Source organism: Bacillus sp. 1780r2a1 (assembly GCA_024134725.1).
GTDB lineage: Bacteria > Bacillota > Bacilli > Bacillales > Bacillaceae_H > Priestia > Priestia aryabhattai_A.
This window is the reverse complement of the sequence record CP099863.1, coordinates 1,658,230-1,672,540: the sequence shown is the minus strand read 5'-3', so window position 1 is coordinate 1,672,540 and position 14,311 is coordinate 1,658,230. Positions and strand designations below refer to the sequence as shown.

18 protein-coding genes are annotated in these 14,311 nt (G+C 36.8%); 6 read left to right on the top strand and 12 right to left on the bottom strand.

The genetic code is table 11. The features are described from left to right. Nucleotides 1-131: 131 nt before the first annotated feature. A complete protein-coding gene (locus NIZ91_08420) occupies nt 132-530 on the bottom strand; it encodes a helix-turn-helix transcriptional regulator (GenBank protein ID USY56665.1) in 399 nt (132 codons plus the stop codon). Between the two features lie 336 nt (nt 531-866). On the opposite strand from NIZ91_08420, the gene NIZ91_08415 reads away from it, so the two are divergent. Beyond that, entirely contained in the window at nt 867-1,301 is a 435-nt protein-coding gene (locus NIZ91_08415) for an Hsp20/alpha crystallin family protein (GenBank protein USY56664.1), read from the top strand. A gap of 235 nt (nt 1,302-1,536) precedes the next feature. Continuing rightward, entirely contained in the window at nt 1,537-2,931 is a 1,395-nt protein-coding gene (locus tag NIZ91_08410; protein ID USY56663.1) for a YjiH family protein, read from the top strand. Between the two features lie 43 nt (nt 2,932-2,974). Here the strand turns inward: NIZ91_08410 and NIZ91_08405 are convergent, their stop codons facing one another. Together NIZ91_08405 and NIZ91_08400 are read right to left on the bottom strand one after the other, a co-directional pair. Then, nucleotides 2,975-3,718 (bottom strand): anti-sigma factor, encoded by a 744-nt coding sequence (locus NIZ91_08405; protein ID USY56662.1) that lies wholly within the window; start codon nt 3,716-3,718, stop codon nt 2,975-2,977. Further along, complete coding sequence (locus NIZ91_08400; GenBank protein USY56661.1) at nt 3,715-4,281, bottom strand: sigma-70 family RNA polymerase sigma factor; 567 nt, start codon at nt 4,279-4,281, stop codon at nt 3,715-3,717. The genes NIZ91_08405 and NIZ91_08400 overlap by 4 nt, the downstream gene beginning before the upstream one ends. A gap of 155 nt (nt 4,282-4,436) precedes the next feature. On the opposite strand from NIZ91_08400, the gene NIZ91_08395 reads away from it, so the two are divergent. Next, nucleotides 4,437-4,832: a thiol-disulfide oxidoreductase DCC family protein gene (locus NIZ91_08395; GenBank protein ID USY56660.1), complete on the top strand. Its 396-nt coding sequence runs from the start codon at nt 4,437-4,439 to the stop codon at nt 4,830-4,832. Between the two features lie 48 nt (nt 4,833-4,880). On the opposite strand, the gene proC is transcribed toward NIZ91_08395, so the two are convergent. From proC to NIZ91_08375, 4 genes are read right to left on the bottom strand one after another with little or no spacing between them, the layout of a single operon-like run. Next, nucleotides 4,881-5,684 carry a pyrroline-5-carboxylate reductase gene (gene proC / locus NIZ91_08390; GenBank protein USY56659.1) on the bottom strand — a complete coding sequence of 268 codons (804 nt, stop codon included), beginning with the start codon at nt 5,682-5,684 and terminating at the stop codon, nt 4,881-4,883. 1 nt (nt 5,685) lies between these two features. Beyond that, on the bottom strand, nt 5,686-6,351 hold the full coding sequence (gene bshB2 / locus NIZ91_08385; protein ID USY56658.1) for a bacillithiol biosynthesis deacetylase BshB2: 666 nt from the start codon (nt 6,349-6,351) through the stop codon (nt 5,686-5,688). A 15-nt stretch (nt 6,352-6,366) separates the two neighbouring features. Continuing rightward, the gene (locus NIZ91_08380; protein USY56657.1) at nt 6,367-6,714 is read right to left on the bottom strand and encodes a YojF family protein; all 348 of its coding nucleotides are present in this window, start codon (nt 6,712-6,714) and stop codon (nt 6,367-6,369) included. A gap of 46 nt (nt 6,715-6,760) precedes the next feature. Beyond that, nucleotides 6,761-7,648, bottom strand: coding sequence for a 5'-3' exonuclease (locus NIZ91_08375; GenBank protein ID USY56656.1), 888 nt, complete (start codon nt 7,646-7,648; stop codon nt 6,761-6,763). Nucleotides 7,649-7,898: 250 nt separating this feature from the next. On the opposite strand from NIZ91_08375, the gene NIZ91_08370 reads away from it, so the two are divergent. After that, the gene (locus tag NIZ91_08370) at nt 7,899-8,198 is read left to right on the top strand and encodes a hypothetical protein (GenBank protein ID USY56655.1); all 300 of its coding nucleotides are present in this window, start codon (nt 7,899-7,901) and stop codon (nt 8,196-8,198) included. A 44-nt stretch (nt 8,199-8,242) separates the two neighbouring features. Here NIZ91_08370 and NIZ91_08365 read toward each other — a convergent pair whose 3' ends face one another. Together NIZ91_08365 and panE are read right to left on the bottom strand one after the other, a co-directional pair. Then, the gene (locus tag NIZ91_08365) at nt 8,243-9,010 is read right to left on the bottom strand and encodes a GIY-YIG nuclease family protein (GenBank protein USY56654.1); all 768 of its coding nucleotides are present in this window, start codon (nt 9,008-9,010) and stop codon (nt 8,243-8,245) included. Continuing rightward, nucleotides 9,007-9,942 carry a 2-dehydropantoate 2-reductase gene (panE, locus tag NIZ91_08360; GenBank protein USY56653.1) on the bottom strand — a complete coding sequence of 312 codons (936 nt, stop codon included), beginning with the start codon at nt 9,940-9,942 and terminating at the stop codon, nt 9,007-9,009. Before panE ends, NIZ91_08365 begins: the two co-directional genes overlap by 4 nt. Before the next feature lie 253 nt (nt 9,943-10,195). On the opposite strand from panE, the gene NIZ91_08355 reads away from it, so the two are divergent. Then, complete coding sequence (locus tag NIZ91_08355; GenBank protein USY56652.1) at nt 10,196-11,116, top strand: GTP-binding protein; 921 nt, start codon at nt 10,196-10,198, stop codon at nt 11,114-11,116. A 59-nt stretch (nt 11,117-11,175) separates the two neighbouring features. Here NIZ91_08355 and NIZ91_08350 read toward each other — a convergent pair whose 3' ends face one another. Then, nucleotides 11,176-11,313 (bottom strand): hypothetical protein, encoded by a 138-nt coding sequence (locus tag NIZ91_08350; protein USY57118.1) that lies wholly within the window; start codon nt 11,311-11,313, stop codon nt 11,176-11,178. 223 nt (nt 11,314-11,536) lie between these two features. On the opposite strand from NIZ91_08350, the gene NIZ91_08345 reads away from it, so the two are divergent. Continuing rightward, entirely contained in the window at nt 11,537-11,863 is a 327-nt protein-coding gene (locus tag NIZ91_08345; protein ID USY56651.1) for a MerR family transcriptional regulator, read from the top strand. 97 nt (nt 11,864-11,960) lie between these two features. On the opposite strand, the gene rarD is transcribed toward NIZ91_08345, so the two are convergent. Both rarD and NIZ91_08335 read right to left on the bottom strand, forming a co-directional pair. Then, on the bottom strand, nt 11,961-12,905 hold the full coding sequence (gene rarD / locus NIZ91_08340) for an EamA family transporter RarD (protein ID USY56650.1): 945 nt from the start codon (nt 12,903-12,905) through the stop codon (nt 11,961-11,963). Nucleotides 12,906-13,065: 160 nt separating this feature from the next. Further along, nucleotides 13,066-14,216, bottom strand: a protein-coding gene (locus NIZ91_08335; GenBank protein USY56649.1) for an IS3 family transposase whose coding sequence is annotated in 2 segments (ribosomal slippage) — nt 13,066-13,943 and nt 13,943-14,216 — 1,152 coding nt in all. Because the reading frame shifts where the segments join, the coding sequence is not laid out codon by codon here. Nucleotides 14,217-14,311 lie beyond the last annotated feature (95 nt).

The following is a 14,311-nucleotide window of genomic DNA, read 5'->3' as shown; positions in this document are numbered from 1 at the left end:
GTATTTAAACCAATTTATACCTATAAACCCATCTTTTTCACTACTATTGACCCATAATATAACTTTTACTAGTAGAAATTGGACGAAATTCCCTCTTTACAAATAACTTTTTTTCAGTTAAAAAGAGGTATTCACGATTGAATACCTCTTGAAACAACGCTAAAGTTATCCCGAATAGCTTTTTGAATCATTGCCTCACATCTTTCTAGTTCCACTTTTAGCTGCTTTTTATATAGTTTTGCTTTTTCCTCTCCACCAGCTGCAAACTTGTAATATACTACTTCCTGCAGCTTCATTCCTTCTTTTTTCTTTTTGACTTGTTTTAATACACCATCTTCAATTAAATCATGTAAAGCTTTATATACTTCCGAATGATTGGGTTTAAAACCAAACGGTCGAAATTCGTCACGCAGGACGTCTAAAAGCCTGAGTCCATATAAGCGCTCTTGCTCGGTCATTGTAATCATATATAACTTTAAAAAAGCACGCTGCTTTAATAGAAATCCACTAGACGTTCGTTTTTCTCTCATACGTATACCTCCACTTCAAGTTTGCTTGAGAATCACTATATAATAATTATACTTTCTTACACTCTCATAATCCTGCTTTTAATAACATAAGTCTAAATATTTAATCCCAGTTAAAACTTTGTTATTTCGTTAAAATAAGAACCTATGTTCTTTATTTTATAATATATACCATAGAAGGTGATTTCTTCAACTATCTTACTTTATTACTTAATAACTACCACGAACGAACACCTATTAAAAAATCGTGTCAAAAAAAGAGCGTCTCCTTCATATATATAAAACAAACCCACAGCGTTTTATAAATAATCAATTATGGTTAATGAGGAGGGAGCTATTATGTCAAAACACTTTGATGATTTAGATTGGAGTTCTCTGCATGACAAAGTTGAAGAGATGTTAGGAACCCACTTTTGGAACGACTTTACCACACTTCTACCTAAAAAATTCCCAGCAATTGATCTTTATGAGACTGAAAAAGAAGGAATTGTTGTGGCTGAGCTTCCTGGTCTTCAATCAGCTAAAGATGTAGAAATTAAAGTAGAACTCAACACCCTTACCATTCAGGGACAGCTTCCCTATTCCTATGAAGTTGCAAAACCGCATTTAAAGATTAATGAACGGCATACAGGAGTATTCATGCGCACGATTAAGCTTCCTTTTCAATTTGTAGAAAATGAAATTAAAGCTAAGTACCGCAATGGATTGTTAGAAATCAAACTCTTAAAGCAAGAAGTAAACCAACAGATTGCAATTGAATTTAATGAAGAATAAGCAGCCGTAACAAAGCTGCTTATTTGTATTTCACTTCCATACAGTTAGCTCTAAAAAATGCTTTTTATTCCGAAAATTTAAATTAAATTAATAACTTTTACTCTCCTATAAAGTGTGTTATTTTTATAACGTTGCTGTTTTAAACATACAATCATTTTATAGATTTATGCATTTAAACACAGCCAGACCTTGCTCTAATTTATACAAAATTTGAGCATACTTCTTTTGAATAACTATGTATGTGCATAATGAGGTGAAAGTATTGAAACAACCCCTTACTGAAAAAAAGTTTGCTTTATCAACTTTATTGATATTCTTACTCCCTTCTCTGCTAGGGATTTTCTTATTTATTGTTCCGTTTTCTTATAAGGGAGAACTAACTATTCCTATTGCTATTTTGGCAAATGCTGTACAAACGATGCTTGAGAGTCAGCTTCCATTAATCATGACAATCATCGTTGTTGCAACAGCAGCTTTTACAATCTTATTTAAATTAACCAAGCCGGCTTTTATAAAGAACAGCTCTTTCCTATCCTCTCTTTTCCTTGTTAGTTGGGTGTGGACTATTACACGCTTTGTTGGTGCTGTATATGTTATCTTAACTTATTTTAAGATTGGACCTGAGGCTGTTTGGTCAGAAAACACAGGTGGGACGCTTTTATATGATTTAATTCCCGTATTATTCTCTGTATTTTTATTTGCTGGCCTTTTACTACCTCTTCTGCTAAATTTCGGTTTACTAGAGCTATGTGGTGCTCTGTTTACAAAGTTTATGCGTCCAATTTTTACGTTACCAGGACGTTCATCTATTGACTGTCTTGCATCATGGTTAGGTGATGGAACAATTGGTGTACTATTGACAAGTAAACAGTATGAAGAAGGTTATTATACAAAGCGTGAAGCTGCGGTAATTGGTACAACATTTTCAGTTGTATCCATTACGTTTACAATTGTTATTCTTTCTTATTTAAAGTTAGAAGCATATATTATCCCATATTACTTAACCGTGTTGCTTATTGGATTGGTTTCAGCTATTATTATGCCGCGTATCCCGCCGTTATCAAGAAAACCTGATACGTATCATGAAAATGCAAAAGACCATACCGTGGCAGACGAAACTATTCCAAAAGAGCATACGTCCTTTTCGTGGGGAATGAAAAAAGCGTTGAATCGAGCAGAAAATAATACAGGAGTTAAAGCGTTCTTTAAAGACGGAATCCAAAACATCCTTGATATGTGGATGGGCGTTGTACCTGTCGTAATGGCAATTGGTACAACTGCACTAATCATCGCAGAATACACGCCAGTATTTAAATGGATTGGCTTACCGTTTGAACCATTGCTTGCACTCTTACAAGTACCAGAAGCAGCAGAGGCTGCTCAAACAATGGTTGTTGGATTTGCTGACATGTTCCTGCCCGCCGTCATTGGATCGAGTATTGAGAGTGAATTGACTCGTTTTGTTATTGCTTGTGTTTCTGTCACACAGCTCATTTATATGTCAGAAGTTGGTGGATTACTCTTAGGTTCAAAAATTCCAATCAAATTCTTGGATCTTGTAATCATCTTCATTCTTCGCACGCTTATTACGCTTCCAATTGCTGTTATCGTAGCAAACATACTATTTTAATAAAAAAAGGTTTCATCAAAATTCGATGAAACCTTTTTTATAATTATAATACAGAGCTAAGCACAATATCACCTTGTGGCAATTCATTGTTAGCATTAGGCTCCAGAGTAATTGCCATCGTATCCCACTGTTGTTTCCGCTGCTCTTCTGTCATTTGATAAATCACTGTTCCGTTCCCATTTTCATCGGCTACAAACGCACCTGCAGGAACAGGCTTGTCACCTTTAATAAGCCACACTTGATAGACTTCATCTTTTTGAAGCTGTTGAAGACCGCTTGCTTGAATGACCACGTTCACTTTTCCATTGTCTTCTACAATAGAAGCGTTTGCGTTTCCTTCTTTAGGGTTTGCGGGCTGTAAAGTAACTGTTTGAATAGAAGTCGCAGGCTGGGATAGTTTTGGACCCTCACTTACCTCATGCTCACTGTCTGACTTTAACAGTAGATAACCATTTCCGACTAATGAGAAAAGTAAGGCCGCTGCTAATAACGGCATCCATCTGCTAGTCGCTCTTAGCTTCTTCTCCTGCTTAATCCCTTCTTTATGATGTGATAACTCACTCGATTGTCCTTCTTCATGAAATACATTTGCTAATACGCGTTCTTTCATACCTGGAGGAGGCGCTTGCTCTGCTGCTAAAAACGTTAAGTCACCAAGTACTTCTTCAAGTTCTTGGAGCTCTTCTTGACAGCTTGAACATGTTTGAAGGTGTGACTGGAAGCTTTTCTTTTCACCAGGTGTTAAATTGTCGTTATAGAAATCAATTAACTTGTCACACATGCTCATGAATCAGCTCTCCTTTCCAAGTCATTACTCAAATAAGTCTTTAATTTCTTCAATGCTAGCCGCACCCTACCTTTAACTGTCCCCAAAGGGATTTCGTGTTCTTCTGCTATTTTTTGTTGTGTTAACCCTCTGAAATAAACGGCGTTAATGATTTGCTTTTGTTCTTCAGAAAGCTGAGAAACTGCTTCTTGCACGCGAAGCTTTTCATCTTGCCACTCTACTTCCTCATCTGGTTTTGCCTGTTTATCCTCTACATAATCAAACACTTCATCTGAAAAAATAGGATCTGATTTTCGCTTTCGAATTAAATCAATCGCTGTGTTTCGAGCAATTGTAAAGAGCCACGAAGAAAATTTCCCTTTTTCTTCATGATAAACACCTTTTCCTCTCCATATCTTAATAAATACTTCCTGTACAACTTCTTCAGCTAAATCAGCCTGGCTTGTTAATCGATACACAAAAGAGTATAAAATCCGTTCATACTTGTCGTATAACAATTCAAGAGCAGCTTGATCTTTTTGCTTTATTCGGTTGTATAAAATAACATCATTTTGTTCTTTCATACCTTTCTCCTTTAACTCATCTGAGTCCTATTATATAATCGTAATAACGTACCTTTTTGGATCACTTTACCTACATCTTTTAAACGTACCTTTCTTTTTGCTAAAACACAAGTATAAGTAGGTTAAATGTTACCTAAGCAGGAGGTTTTTTAGACGTGAGGAAGATTATTTTATTTGATGGTGTGTGCAACCTTTGCAACCACAGTGTTCAATTCATTATAAAGAACGATCACCATGCTGTATTTTCGTTTGCATCTCTGCAATCAGAAGGGGCTGCTCATTTATTAAGCGAGTTTAACTTATCAAGCAATCAACTTGATAGCGTCATTTATTTAGAGGGAAAGAAGCTTTACACTGAATCCACCGCAGCTTTAAAAATTGCTAAGCACCTAAAATCACCTTGGAAATTTGCTTATGTTTTTATTATCGTTCCAACACCACTTCGCAACTTTTTTTATAAAATCATTGCTAAAAACCGCTATAAATGGTTTGGAAAACAGAATGAGTGCATGATTCCAACACCAGATATGAAGAAGCGATTTATTGATTAATTCTTCGCAAAAAAAGAACGTCGTATTAGACGTTCTCTTTTAATACCATTAGATGCTTCCATTCGCCTTTGCATTAGTAGCCTTTACAGCTTGTTGAATCATTTCTTTAAAGCGGTGTTTCTCCATCACTTTTAATCCTTCTGCTGTCGCACCTCCAGGCGTAGTTACCTGCTGCCTTACAGCTGATGGGTTTGCTATATGTTTAATTAAATTAGCAGAACCTGACATCATCTGCAAAACAAGCTTTTGCGCAATTTCTTCAGAAACTCCGTAGCTCATAGCTGAGTCAATTAATGCTTCTGAGAAATAAGCGACAAACGCAGGCGCACTCCCAGTGATAGCCGTAAGGTACTTCACTTCATCTTCCGTACAAAGCTGAGAGGAGCCTATACTATTTAAAATAACTGCTAGCGCTTTTTTATGACTTTCGTCCAGCGAGTTGCCAACTGCATACAACGATATTGACTCACCAATTGTAGCTGCTGTATTTGGCATGATCCATGCCACAGCTGTATGAGCTGGCAGCCTTTCTTCCAAATAGCTAGGGCCAATTCCCGCTGCAACTGTAATGACAAACTGATTGGTTACAAGCCTAGAGAGTTTTTTAAGAACTTCATCATGCACTTCAGGTGGCATTGCTAAAACAATAGTTGTAGCACTTTCGACTTCTGCTTCCCAGTCTTGGGTCACACTGACAACATATTTTTCTTGAAGCTCTTCTAATCGTTTTCTATCGCGTTGGTTTGTCATGACGATGCGTTCATTTATAAAAGCATTCGTATGGATTAAACCAGCTGCAATAGCTTCTGCCATTCGACCTGCTCCAATAAATAATACTTTTTGATTTTTCATCTTAGTCGTCCCACTTATACGTCCAGAATTCTTCTCGAAGAAGCATTCTTTCAAGCTGCGGGTTAGATAATAAAGCATCAACCTCCACGCCGTCAAACATCGCTTCCGTTTGTGAACGGTGTGCCTTTAATGCTTCAATCTTCTTGTCTTTTACACTCGATACGTCGATCACAACGTCAGGGTGACCAATATGCTCGATGCGATCATGTGAGAATGCATGGCACCAGACGATTGGTCGCTCTTCTTTTGGCATTCTTTTTACTGCATGAAGGGTAGCTGCTCCAGTTGCATTATGGTCAGGGTGAACCGCAAATCCTGGATAGTGAGTAATGATATGAGTTGGTTTTACTTCTTGAATAATGGATTCAATACGATTAGCAAACTCTTCAATATCTAAAAACTCTAGTGTTTTATCACGTAAACCCATCATACGTAAGTCTTGAATATCCAAAACTTCAGCTAAATCTTGAAGTTCTTTTTTCCGAATCTTAGGAAGCGTTTCTCGGTTAGCAAACAATGGTCTCCCCATGTTTCTTCCCATTTCACCTAGCGTAATGCAAGCATATGTAACCGGTGTTTCTTTTTGCCTTGCTAAAGTAATCACTCCAGCTGCTCCAAATGCTTCATCGTCGGGGTGTGGAAATACAATTAATAATCGCTCTTGCACAATAATTCTCCTTTCTTACTCAAACGGTTTTTCACTTAATTGAAACGCAACGGCTAGACGACCATCGGAATCGTGGCCTGCTAACAGTAATCTGTTATGCTCGTCAACTTCCCAGTCTGTTAAGCCTTCAGCATAAATCCAACCTAAATCAATTTGAAGCCCTACGCGATATGGTCCTTCGCCTGTAATTTTGCCGCCTAATACGTTCACTTTCCCATTGCGGATAAATGCTCCTACGTTCATTGCTTTTGCATTTACATGAGATGCATATGCTCCATTTGTTGTTTCAAGATGAACATATATATCATTATGAAAAAAAGTTTCTAATTTTGTTTGTACGCTCTCTTTATCAATTGGTTGCAACGTTTTTACTCCTTTCAAGCTTTCCTCTTTTGTATTTTACTAAAAATTACGTTTGAAGCATAATGTTTAGTTCTAGCGGAGTTAATTCTTCTTCCCAAAGTGCTAAGTTTCGCTCAAATTTTACTGTAATCCACTCAATTTGATTAACCACTTCAATATCCGTATCAATCTTTACAAGTTCTAAGCTCAATTCAGCTAACTCTTGACCACTCTTTAGTTTTTTCTTATATCGATTAAAAGTTGCGTCTAAATCTTCAACCTGTGCATAAATTCCTTCAATTGAACCATATTGTTGTATAAGAGGTAATGCAGCTTTCTCACCTACCCCAGGAACACCTGGAATATTATCTGACTTATCGCCTAACAAAGCTTTTACATCCACCCACTGAGAAGGCGATATGCCATAGTCAGTTGTAAAGTCCATAGCTGTATACACCACATCACCTATTTTCGGCTTGGCCACAATTTGCGATACATGTTCATTTAACAGCTGAAACAAATCGCGATCATTGCTGTAAATGTACGCTGGGGATTGTTTTTCTTTTGTCCATTTTAAAGAAAACGCACCAATAACATCATCTGCTTCATAGAGTTCAACCGAGAGCTGAGGAATTCCTACAGCTTCAAAGAAAGCACGCAGTGTCTCATACTGTTGAATTAATGATGCTGGTAAATCATTTCTCGTTTCTTTATAGAAACTATATGCTTGTTTGCGTTTTGTCTCGTTACGCTTTACATCCCATGCAACAATGACATGCGTCGGCTCATATTGCTTAATTAAGTTATTCATTTTTTGAACAACTACACGCACCGCATTTGTAAATAACCCTTTGCTATTGCGAGGCAAATCAGCTTCTTCCCGCCCATATGATGTAGCAAAGTAACAGCGGCTCAGCAAATTAAAGCCGTCAATTAATAATAGTTTTTCGCTCAAACAAACACGTCCTTTTTACTTGTTTAACAACGTTCCACATTGCTGTATTAGCTTGATTTTTTGAAAACATACTATAGCATTATGACCGTTAATCGTCAATTTAACAGCCTGAGAGCTAGTTTTAGGAGACAACTTTTGTAAATACATTATAAAGATGTTAAATTGTTGTTATACTTATGGTGTTTGACTTTCCGATTTATTGACTATGCTATAAAATAAAAACACAGATCACTTTGTATTGAAGGTGAAAATGATGATAAAATTGTTAAAAACAACGGCCGTTGTATTACTTATTACACTATTACTTATTAGTGCTTATAACCATACGATGTCAAGCACGGTCATCATAGTATGCAGTTCGCTTATCTTTTTCTTATTCGTGTTAAGTGACTTCTTTCTTGCACAAAGATCCTGGATATTAAAAGGATTGCAGCTATACATGTCCATTATGTTTTTCATTATCGCTATCTTTGAAATGCATCACGTAGTTAGCTCTTTATGTATACTTTCTATCATTGCCCTTCCACGGGTTATCGATGAAATTGCTTAGGCATTAAAACCAAGCCGTATTAACATACAGCTTGGTTTTGTCGTCTACATATTTACTTTCGTAATTAACCGCTCAGAAATTCTAAGCGCTTCAACTAATCCAAATTTTTGCACTAAGCGAATAGCCTCTTTCATTTCTCTTTTCTTCACCACATGGTGCTGAGTAATATTTAATAAAACCTGCATGACAACCAAATCTTTTAGCGTAAATATAAGATTCTTTTTCATATCACGTTGAAAGAAATATTGTTCTGCCAACAACCTTTCACTCAAAGTAATAATCTCAGCATCGGATAAATGGAGTATCGCTCGTGCTTCACTGCGAGACCATAACCTCTTCGCTTCATCTCCATTTGCCATTTCTCTCACACTAGCCGAAGTAAAACGCTTGTTTCCACCAACTTTTTTAACTTTAGATGTAGGAGGCTTTGTAGCTTTCTTTACCTCTACCTGACAATTAGTATGCTCAGCTCTTAGAGGACGCTCATGCTTATACTTAATTCCATATTGATTATAGATGGGGAAATATGCATTAATTAGCATCGTTTTAAGAGCTTCAATCGTTTCTCTTGAACCTTCTATTTCCAACCAGCCGATAAACGCAATAGGGTGGTTTTCTTGAAAATCACCGTTTTTCAGATGTGCAAATACCCTTTGTTTTAATGAATTCATTGTACTACCAATATAGACAAGTTCCTTTTCTTCATCAAAGAGAAAGTATAGACCTTTTTTTGAGGATAAACTTTGTACCTGTTGTACTGGCACAAGAGACTTTATGACATCTAATTTTGCAAAATCAATTGTTAAACTCACTGACTATCAGTCCCTTTTTGAACTTTCTCATATATCTTTAAATGTTGATAGACAATATGTAAAATGTCTGATTTCACATCATATTTTTGCGCTAACCGCAGGAGGTATCCTTGAAGATGATCCGCTTCAGTCATATACCCCTTTTCAATATCTCGCTGCATAGATGATTTCATACCATACGTCATCGACTCCATTGTTTTCATATGCTGCTGTACAATTCCCTCTGTAACCGGAGCACCTTCTCTGACCATGATTTCATATACTTCTTGAAGAAGGGACTGAATAAACACTCTACCTCCTTCTACATCACGAATAGGTCCAATTGGGGAACGCATTAAGGTAGTAACTCCAGAAAGTGTTGTAATGAATAGATACTTATGCCACATCTCTTGTCCAATTCGATCACTGAGTACAAATGACGTTTTTGTATGACGAAACGCAGCTTCTAAGCGTTCAATTCGATTTGTTTTTTCACCATTAAACTCTCCATAAACAACTCGATGTGCAGGACTTGTTTGAACAATCTCTCCGTCTGCGTTCAATGTCGTTTCAATAAAACAAAGACCGCCTATTACATTATTCTCGCCAAAAGCACTTCGCAACGCCGACAGATGATTAATCCCATTTAAAAGTGGGACAACCGTCGTACCACTTCCTATAAAGGGCTTTACATCAGCTATCGCTTGATCCAGATGATATGCTTTTGTCGAAAATAAAACGCAGTCAAAGGGCTCCACTCCCTCACTAGTGGTTGTAATTAACTTGGGAGAAAATGAATAATCACCATGAATGCTTTTAATGACTAATCCATTTTTTTTAAGCTGTTTTTTTCTTTGACTTCGAACTAAAAATGTAACATCTTCTCCTTTTTCAGCAAGACGCCCACCGAAATAGCCACCTACTCCGCCAGCTCCTAATACTAAAATGCGCATAAAGCATCTCCCTTTCCCTCTATACAATTGCTATCTATTATTCCATTTTAGCATAATAACGTTTTAAAATTGAGAATATTCATTTTATCTTTTCGCTTTTTCCAATTTATTTTCATTTGTGATACCATTTATGTAGTAGAGTAAGTATGCTTTTAATCTATTACCTAGATAGATATATACAAAAATGCAGACATAGTGTATGGTATATAATCATAAATCATAATCATTTCGATTTTATACAGGAGTTAGAAAAATGACAAACAAAACTGAAATTTATATCTTATCCGGCTTTTTAGGAAGCGGGAAAACATCATTGTTAAAAAATGCATTAAAGCAAGAAAAAGAAAACGGCCGTCAAATCGCCGTTATTATGAATGAACTTGGCAAAATCTCTATCGACTCCGATGAAGTAGAAAAAGATACGCCTCTTAAAGAATTACTAAACGGATGCGTTTGCTGCACCATTCAAGGGCAGTTTGAAACACAGCTCCATTCGCTTTTACAAGAAAACAAGCTAGATGCTATTTATATTGAAACAACAGGTGTAGCACATCCAATCGAAGTATTAGATGCATGTATGTCCCCACTCTTCGCTAACGATGTTACTGTAAAGTGTATCGTAACAACAGTAGATGTTCACAGGTGGCAAGACCGCGGTAGCTTAAGTATTCAATTACAAAAGCTACTCCAAGAACAAATTCGACATGCGGATGTCATTTTATTAAACAAATCTGATACATTATCTGAATCAGCTAAAGCAACACTATTGTATGAAATTCAATCGATTAATCCACAAGCAACTTGCTTATTTACAAGTTATTCGTCTATTCAATTGAAGCTTTTAACAAACGCTCAGCTTTCAAAGAAACAAGCACATCAGCAAGCTCATGTTGAAAAACATTTACACTTAAAAACATTTGTTTACGAATTCAAAAACCCGATTGACCTTGAAAAATTTGAAGATTGGCTGCGCCATACACCAGATACGATTTATCGAATGAAAGGGTATCTACGTTTCACACATTCTCCTGATACGTATTCATTTCAATACTCATACGGAATGCCTTTATATATGAAAGAGCTGATGAAAATGCCAACTAACCTTGTTATTATTGGAGAAAATCTTCGTCATGAACAGTTAAAAAAAGAGCTTATCGTTTTAGATCAAGGATAAATATAAAACTCCCGCTGCAGCGGGAGTTTTTTTATTGTATAGGGATTGTTCATCCCTTACTATCCATTTTGGACTCTTCTTAGAATTTCGTAAGCATGGTTACCTGCTAAAACGGTTAACTCTTCAAACTTTTCATCTCTCTTTACATCCAATTCAATAATTTCCGTAGCAAGCTTTAGAACTTGTTTCTTTATCATTTCATTATCGCTCATCTTTTTATTCCTTTCTTATTAGCTTTCTCAGCTCTATTTTATAAGAATTATTTCCTAATTTCATTATCTTTGTTATTTTTCCTTACATTTATCTAAAAAACATTACATAATTGTGTTAGAATATATAACATGTTATAACTTTTTTGTATTTTTTTCCTTTATAATAAAGGATATAACATAATTATCATACACTCAGGGGTGAGGGAGATTGTCCACAAATGAAGCATCTTATCGTGACAAAAAGGTTATGTCAATTGGCATCGTGAAAGAATTGACAGGGCTATCCGAAAGACAGATTCGCTATTACGAAAAACGCAGCTTATTGTTTCCAGAGCGTACGAATACAGGAATTCGAAAGTATTCCTTTTCAGACGTAGAACGGTTAATGGAAATTGCAGATCGTATTGAAGAAGGGGTACAAACAAGCGAAATTCGAACTGAGCTAGCAAAAAAAGATGAAGAAAGAAAAATGAAAGAAGTAAAAAATCAAATGCTGCGCGGGCAGTTAAACGCTCACTTCCAACGCAAGCTATAATATACATACGGTGGTGTGCATTCCTAATACCACCGTCTCCTTTCATTTTCCTCATAAAAAAAGTTCAACATCTAACATATAGATGTTGAACTCTCTATTACAAGCCTACTGAACGGCTCTTTCGAATCTTTGGCTGATGAGTTATCATAAACTTTGTTTTTGCTAGCGCAAAGATAACCGATCCGCCCCAAATAAATAAAAAGGCAATCATATGAACGCTAGAGAATGGTTCATGATAAACAAAAACACCTAAAAGCAAGGTCATCGTCGGTGCAATATACTGTAAGAATCCAACCATAGATAACGGGATTAAAGGGGCACCTTTTGCAAAATATAAAAGCGGCATTGCTGTTGCAACCCCTCCTCCAATTAGCAATAAGCTAGTTGTCGGGTTACTCAATACAAAGCTAGAATGCCCTTTTACATATAGTATAACAAAATACACAAGTGCAATTGGCATAACCATAAACGTTTCTAGAGTCAAACCAACTTTAGCTTCTAGCTGAATGGTCTTTTTCACAAGTCCATATATACCGAAGCTAAACGCAAGCCCTAACGATACCCAAGGAAACTCTCCATAATGAAGTGTTAAAAACAGCACACCGATTGCAGCTAGACCCACTGAGATAATTTGCCAAAAATTCAGCTTTTCTTTTAAAACAACAATACCTAACAGAACGCTCACAAGAGGATTAATATAATAACCTAGACTGGTTTCAATAATCCTTTCATTATTGACAGCCCAAATATAAATAAACCAATTAAGACTAATTAATAAAGACGCCGAAAATAAAATGAGCGTTTTTTTCGGATGACGAAATAAATAACCAACCGTTTCTTTCAAATTACCAAGCTGCCGCGTTATGCACAGCAATAGTATCATAAATAAAAACGACCAAATCACACGGTGTGCTAAAATCTCGTCTGCAGGAACGTTATCTACTAGCTTCCAATATAGTGGAAACACTCCCCACATCACATATGCACTAGCCGTATATATCAAGCCAGCTTGATACGGCTGTCTTACTGTACCCTTATTCATTCTCCTAACCTCTTTTCTCTTTCTTTACACTGTTCTTATTATAGAGGTAACCAATATTTTTTTACAGCCATTTATTTCAGGTTTCGAATATTTCATAAATAAAAACGTGTGGATAAAACGGGACTGACCCCTGTTTTTGAGACAGGAATCAAAACACCTTTTAAACAACCAGTTTTCTGTATTGTACAGGAGACTGGTTGTTTAATTTTGTTTGAATACGGGCATGGTTATAATACGTAATATAGCTTTTGACGGTTTGCTCTACGATGGTAGTCGTAGTGTATGTCAACTCGTCAAGGTAGAACGTTTCAGACTTTAGTGAGGAATGAAACGATTCAATTGAGGCATTATCTGCGGGCGTCCCTTTTCGGGACATACTCATGATAATGCCTTTCTCTTTAATTGTTTGTTGATAAGCATACGATGTGTACACAGAGCCTTGATCACTATGCAACGTGCACCCTTCCGGTAGAGAAGGGAGTTGGTTAAGCGTGTCTAAAACAAACGCGACATTTTGACAATCACCTATGGAATACGCAATAATCTCTCCGTTAAATAAATCTTGAATACTTGAAAGATACAATGGTTTCGGCCCAAAAGGCAAGTACGTAATATCGGTCACGAGCTTTTGGAGAGGGCGTTCAGCTTGAAAGTCACGATTTAATACATTCTCTGCAACCTGATAAGGTTGCCCTGTTCGCTGCCGTTTCTTTCGTTTAACACGACATTGCCAACCGTATTTCTGCATGGTACGCTGCACAAACTTGTGGTTAATCTTCATGGTTCGCTTGAGTACAGCTGTGATTTTTCGATAGCCATATCGAAACTTGTGTGCACGACATTGTTCACCCACTTGCTGTTCCATCCATTTCTTTCGTGTATCCTGTTGACTATGCTGCTTCCAACGGTAGTAAGTGGATCGGGGAATACCAAGATGGAAACAGATTTGATAAATAGGGATTTGTTCTTTTAACTCTTCCACTAGGTTCACTGCGATTTCTGGTACCACTTCCTTTCCAATTCCTTGTACTTTTTTAAAATCTCGATTTGTTGCTTTAACTGTCGGTTCTCAGCCTCTAACTTCGCTGTCTCGCTTTCAAAATCAGGACCTTTTCCATAGGCATATTGCTTGCCTACTGGCTGTTCCAACCGGTGTACATCCCCAGTTTGATACCACTTCATCCACGTTTTTAATTGGGTAGGATTTCGAATGTTTAGTTGTGATAAGACTTCTTTTACAGATACACCGGCTAATCTCATTTCAATTGCCTTTAACTTTAGTTCGACTGGATAACTAACTCTTGTTCCCATAGAAAAAACACCTCCAAGTGATGGTTAGGTACTACATACCCAGTTTTCAACTTAAAGGTGTTTTTTATTTGTCTCACTTTACGGGGTCAGTCCCA

What these genes read in the sequence shown, in the direction of transcription:
- NIZ91_08420 (USY56665.1), bottom strand. Translation starts at nt 530, where the DNA reads ATGAGAGAAAAACGAACGTCTAGTGGATTTCTATTAAAGCAGCGTGCT.
- NIZ91_08415 (USY56664.1), top strand. Translation starts at nt 867, where the DNA reads ATGTCAAAACACTTTGATGATTTAGATTGGAGTTCTCTGCATGACAAA.
- NIZ91_08410 (USY56663.1), top strand. Translation starts at nt 1,537, where the DNA reads ATGTATGTGCATAATGAGGTGAAAGTATTGAAACAACCCCTTACTGAA.
- NIZ91_08405 (USY56662.1), bottom strand. Translation starts at nt 3,718, where the DNA reads ATGAGCATGTGTGACAAGTTAATTGATTTCTATAACGACAATTTAACA.
- NIZ91_08400 (USY56661.1), bottom strand. Translation starts at nt 4,281, where the DNA reads ATGAAAGAACAAAATGATGTTATTTTATACAACCGAATAAAGCAAAAA.
- proC (USY56659.1), bottom strand. Translation starts at nt 5,684, where the DNA reads ATGAAAAATCAAAAAGTATTATTTATTGGAGCAGGTCGAATGGCAGAA.
- NIZ91_08370 (USY56655.1), top strand. Translation starts at nt 7,899, where the DNA reads ATGATGATAAAATTGTTAAAAACAACGGCCGTTGTATTACTTATTACA.
- panE (USY56653.1), bottom strand. Translation starts at nt 9,942, where the DNA reads ATGCGCATTTTAGTATTAGGAGCTGGCGGAGTAGGTGGCTATTTCGGT.
- NIZ91_08355 (USY56652.1), top strand. Translation starts at nt 10,196, where the DNA reads ATGACAAACAAAACTGAAATTTATATCTTATCCGGCTTTTTAGGAAGC.
- NIZ91_08350 (USY57118.1), bottom strand. Translation starts at nt 11,313, where the DNA reads ATGATAAAGAAACAAGTTCTAAAGCTTGCTACGGAAATTATTGAATTG.
- rarD (USY56650.1), bottom strand. Translation starts at nt 12,905, where the DNA reads ATGAATAAGGGTACAGTAAGACAGCCGTATCAAGCTGGCTTGATATAT.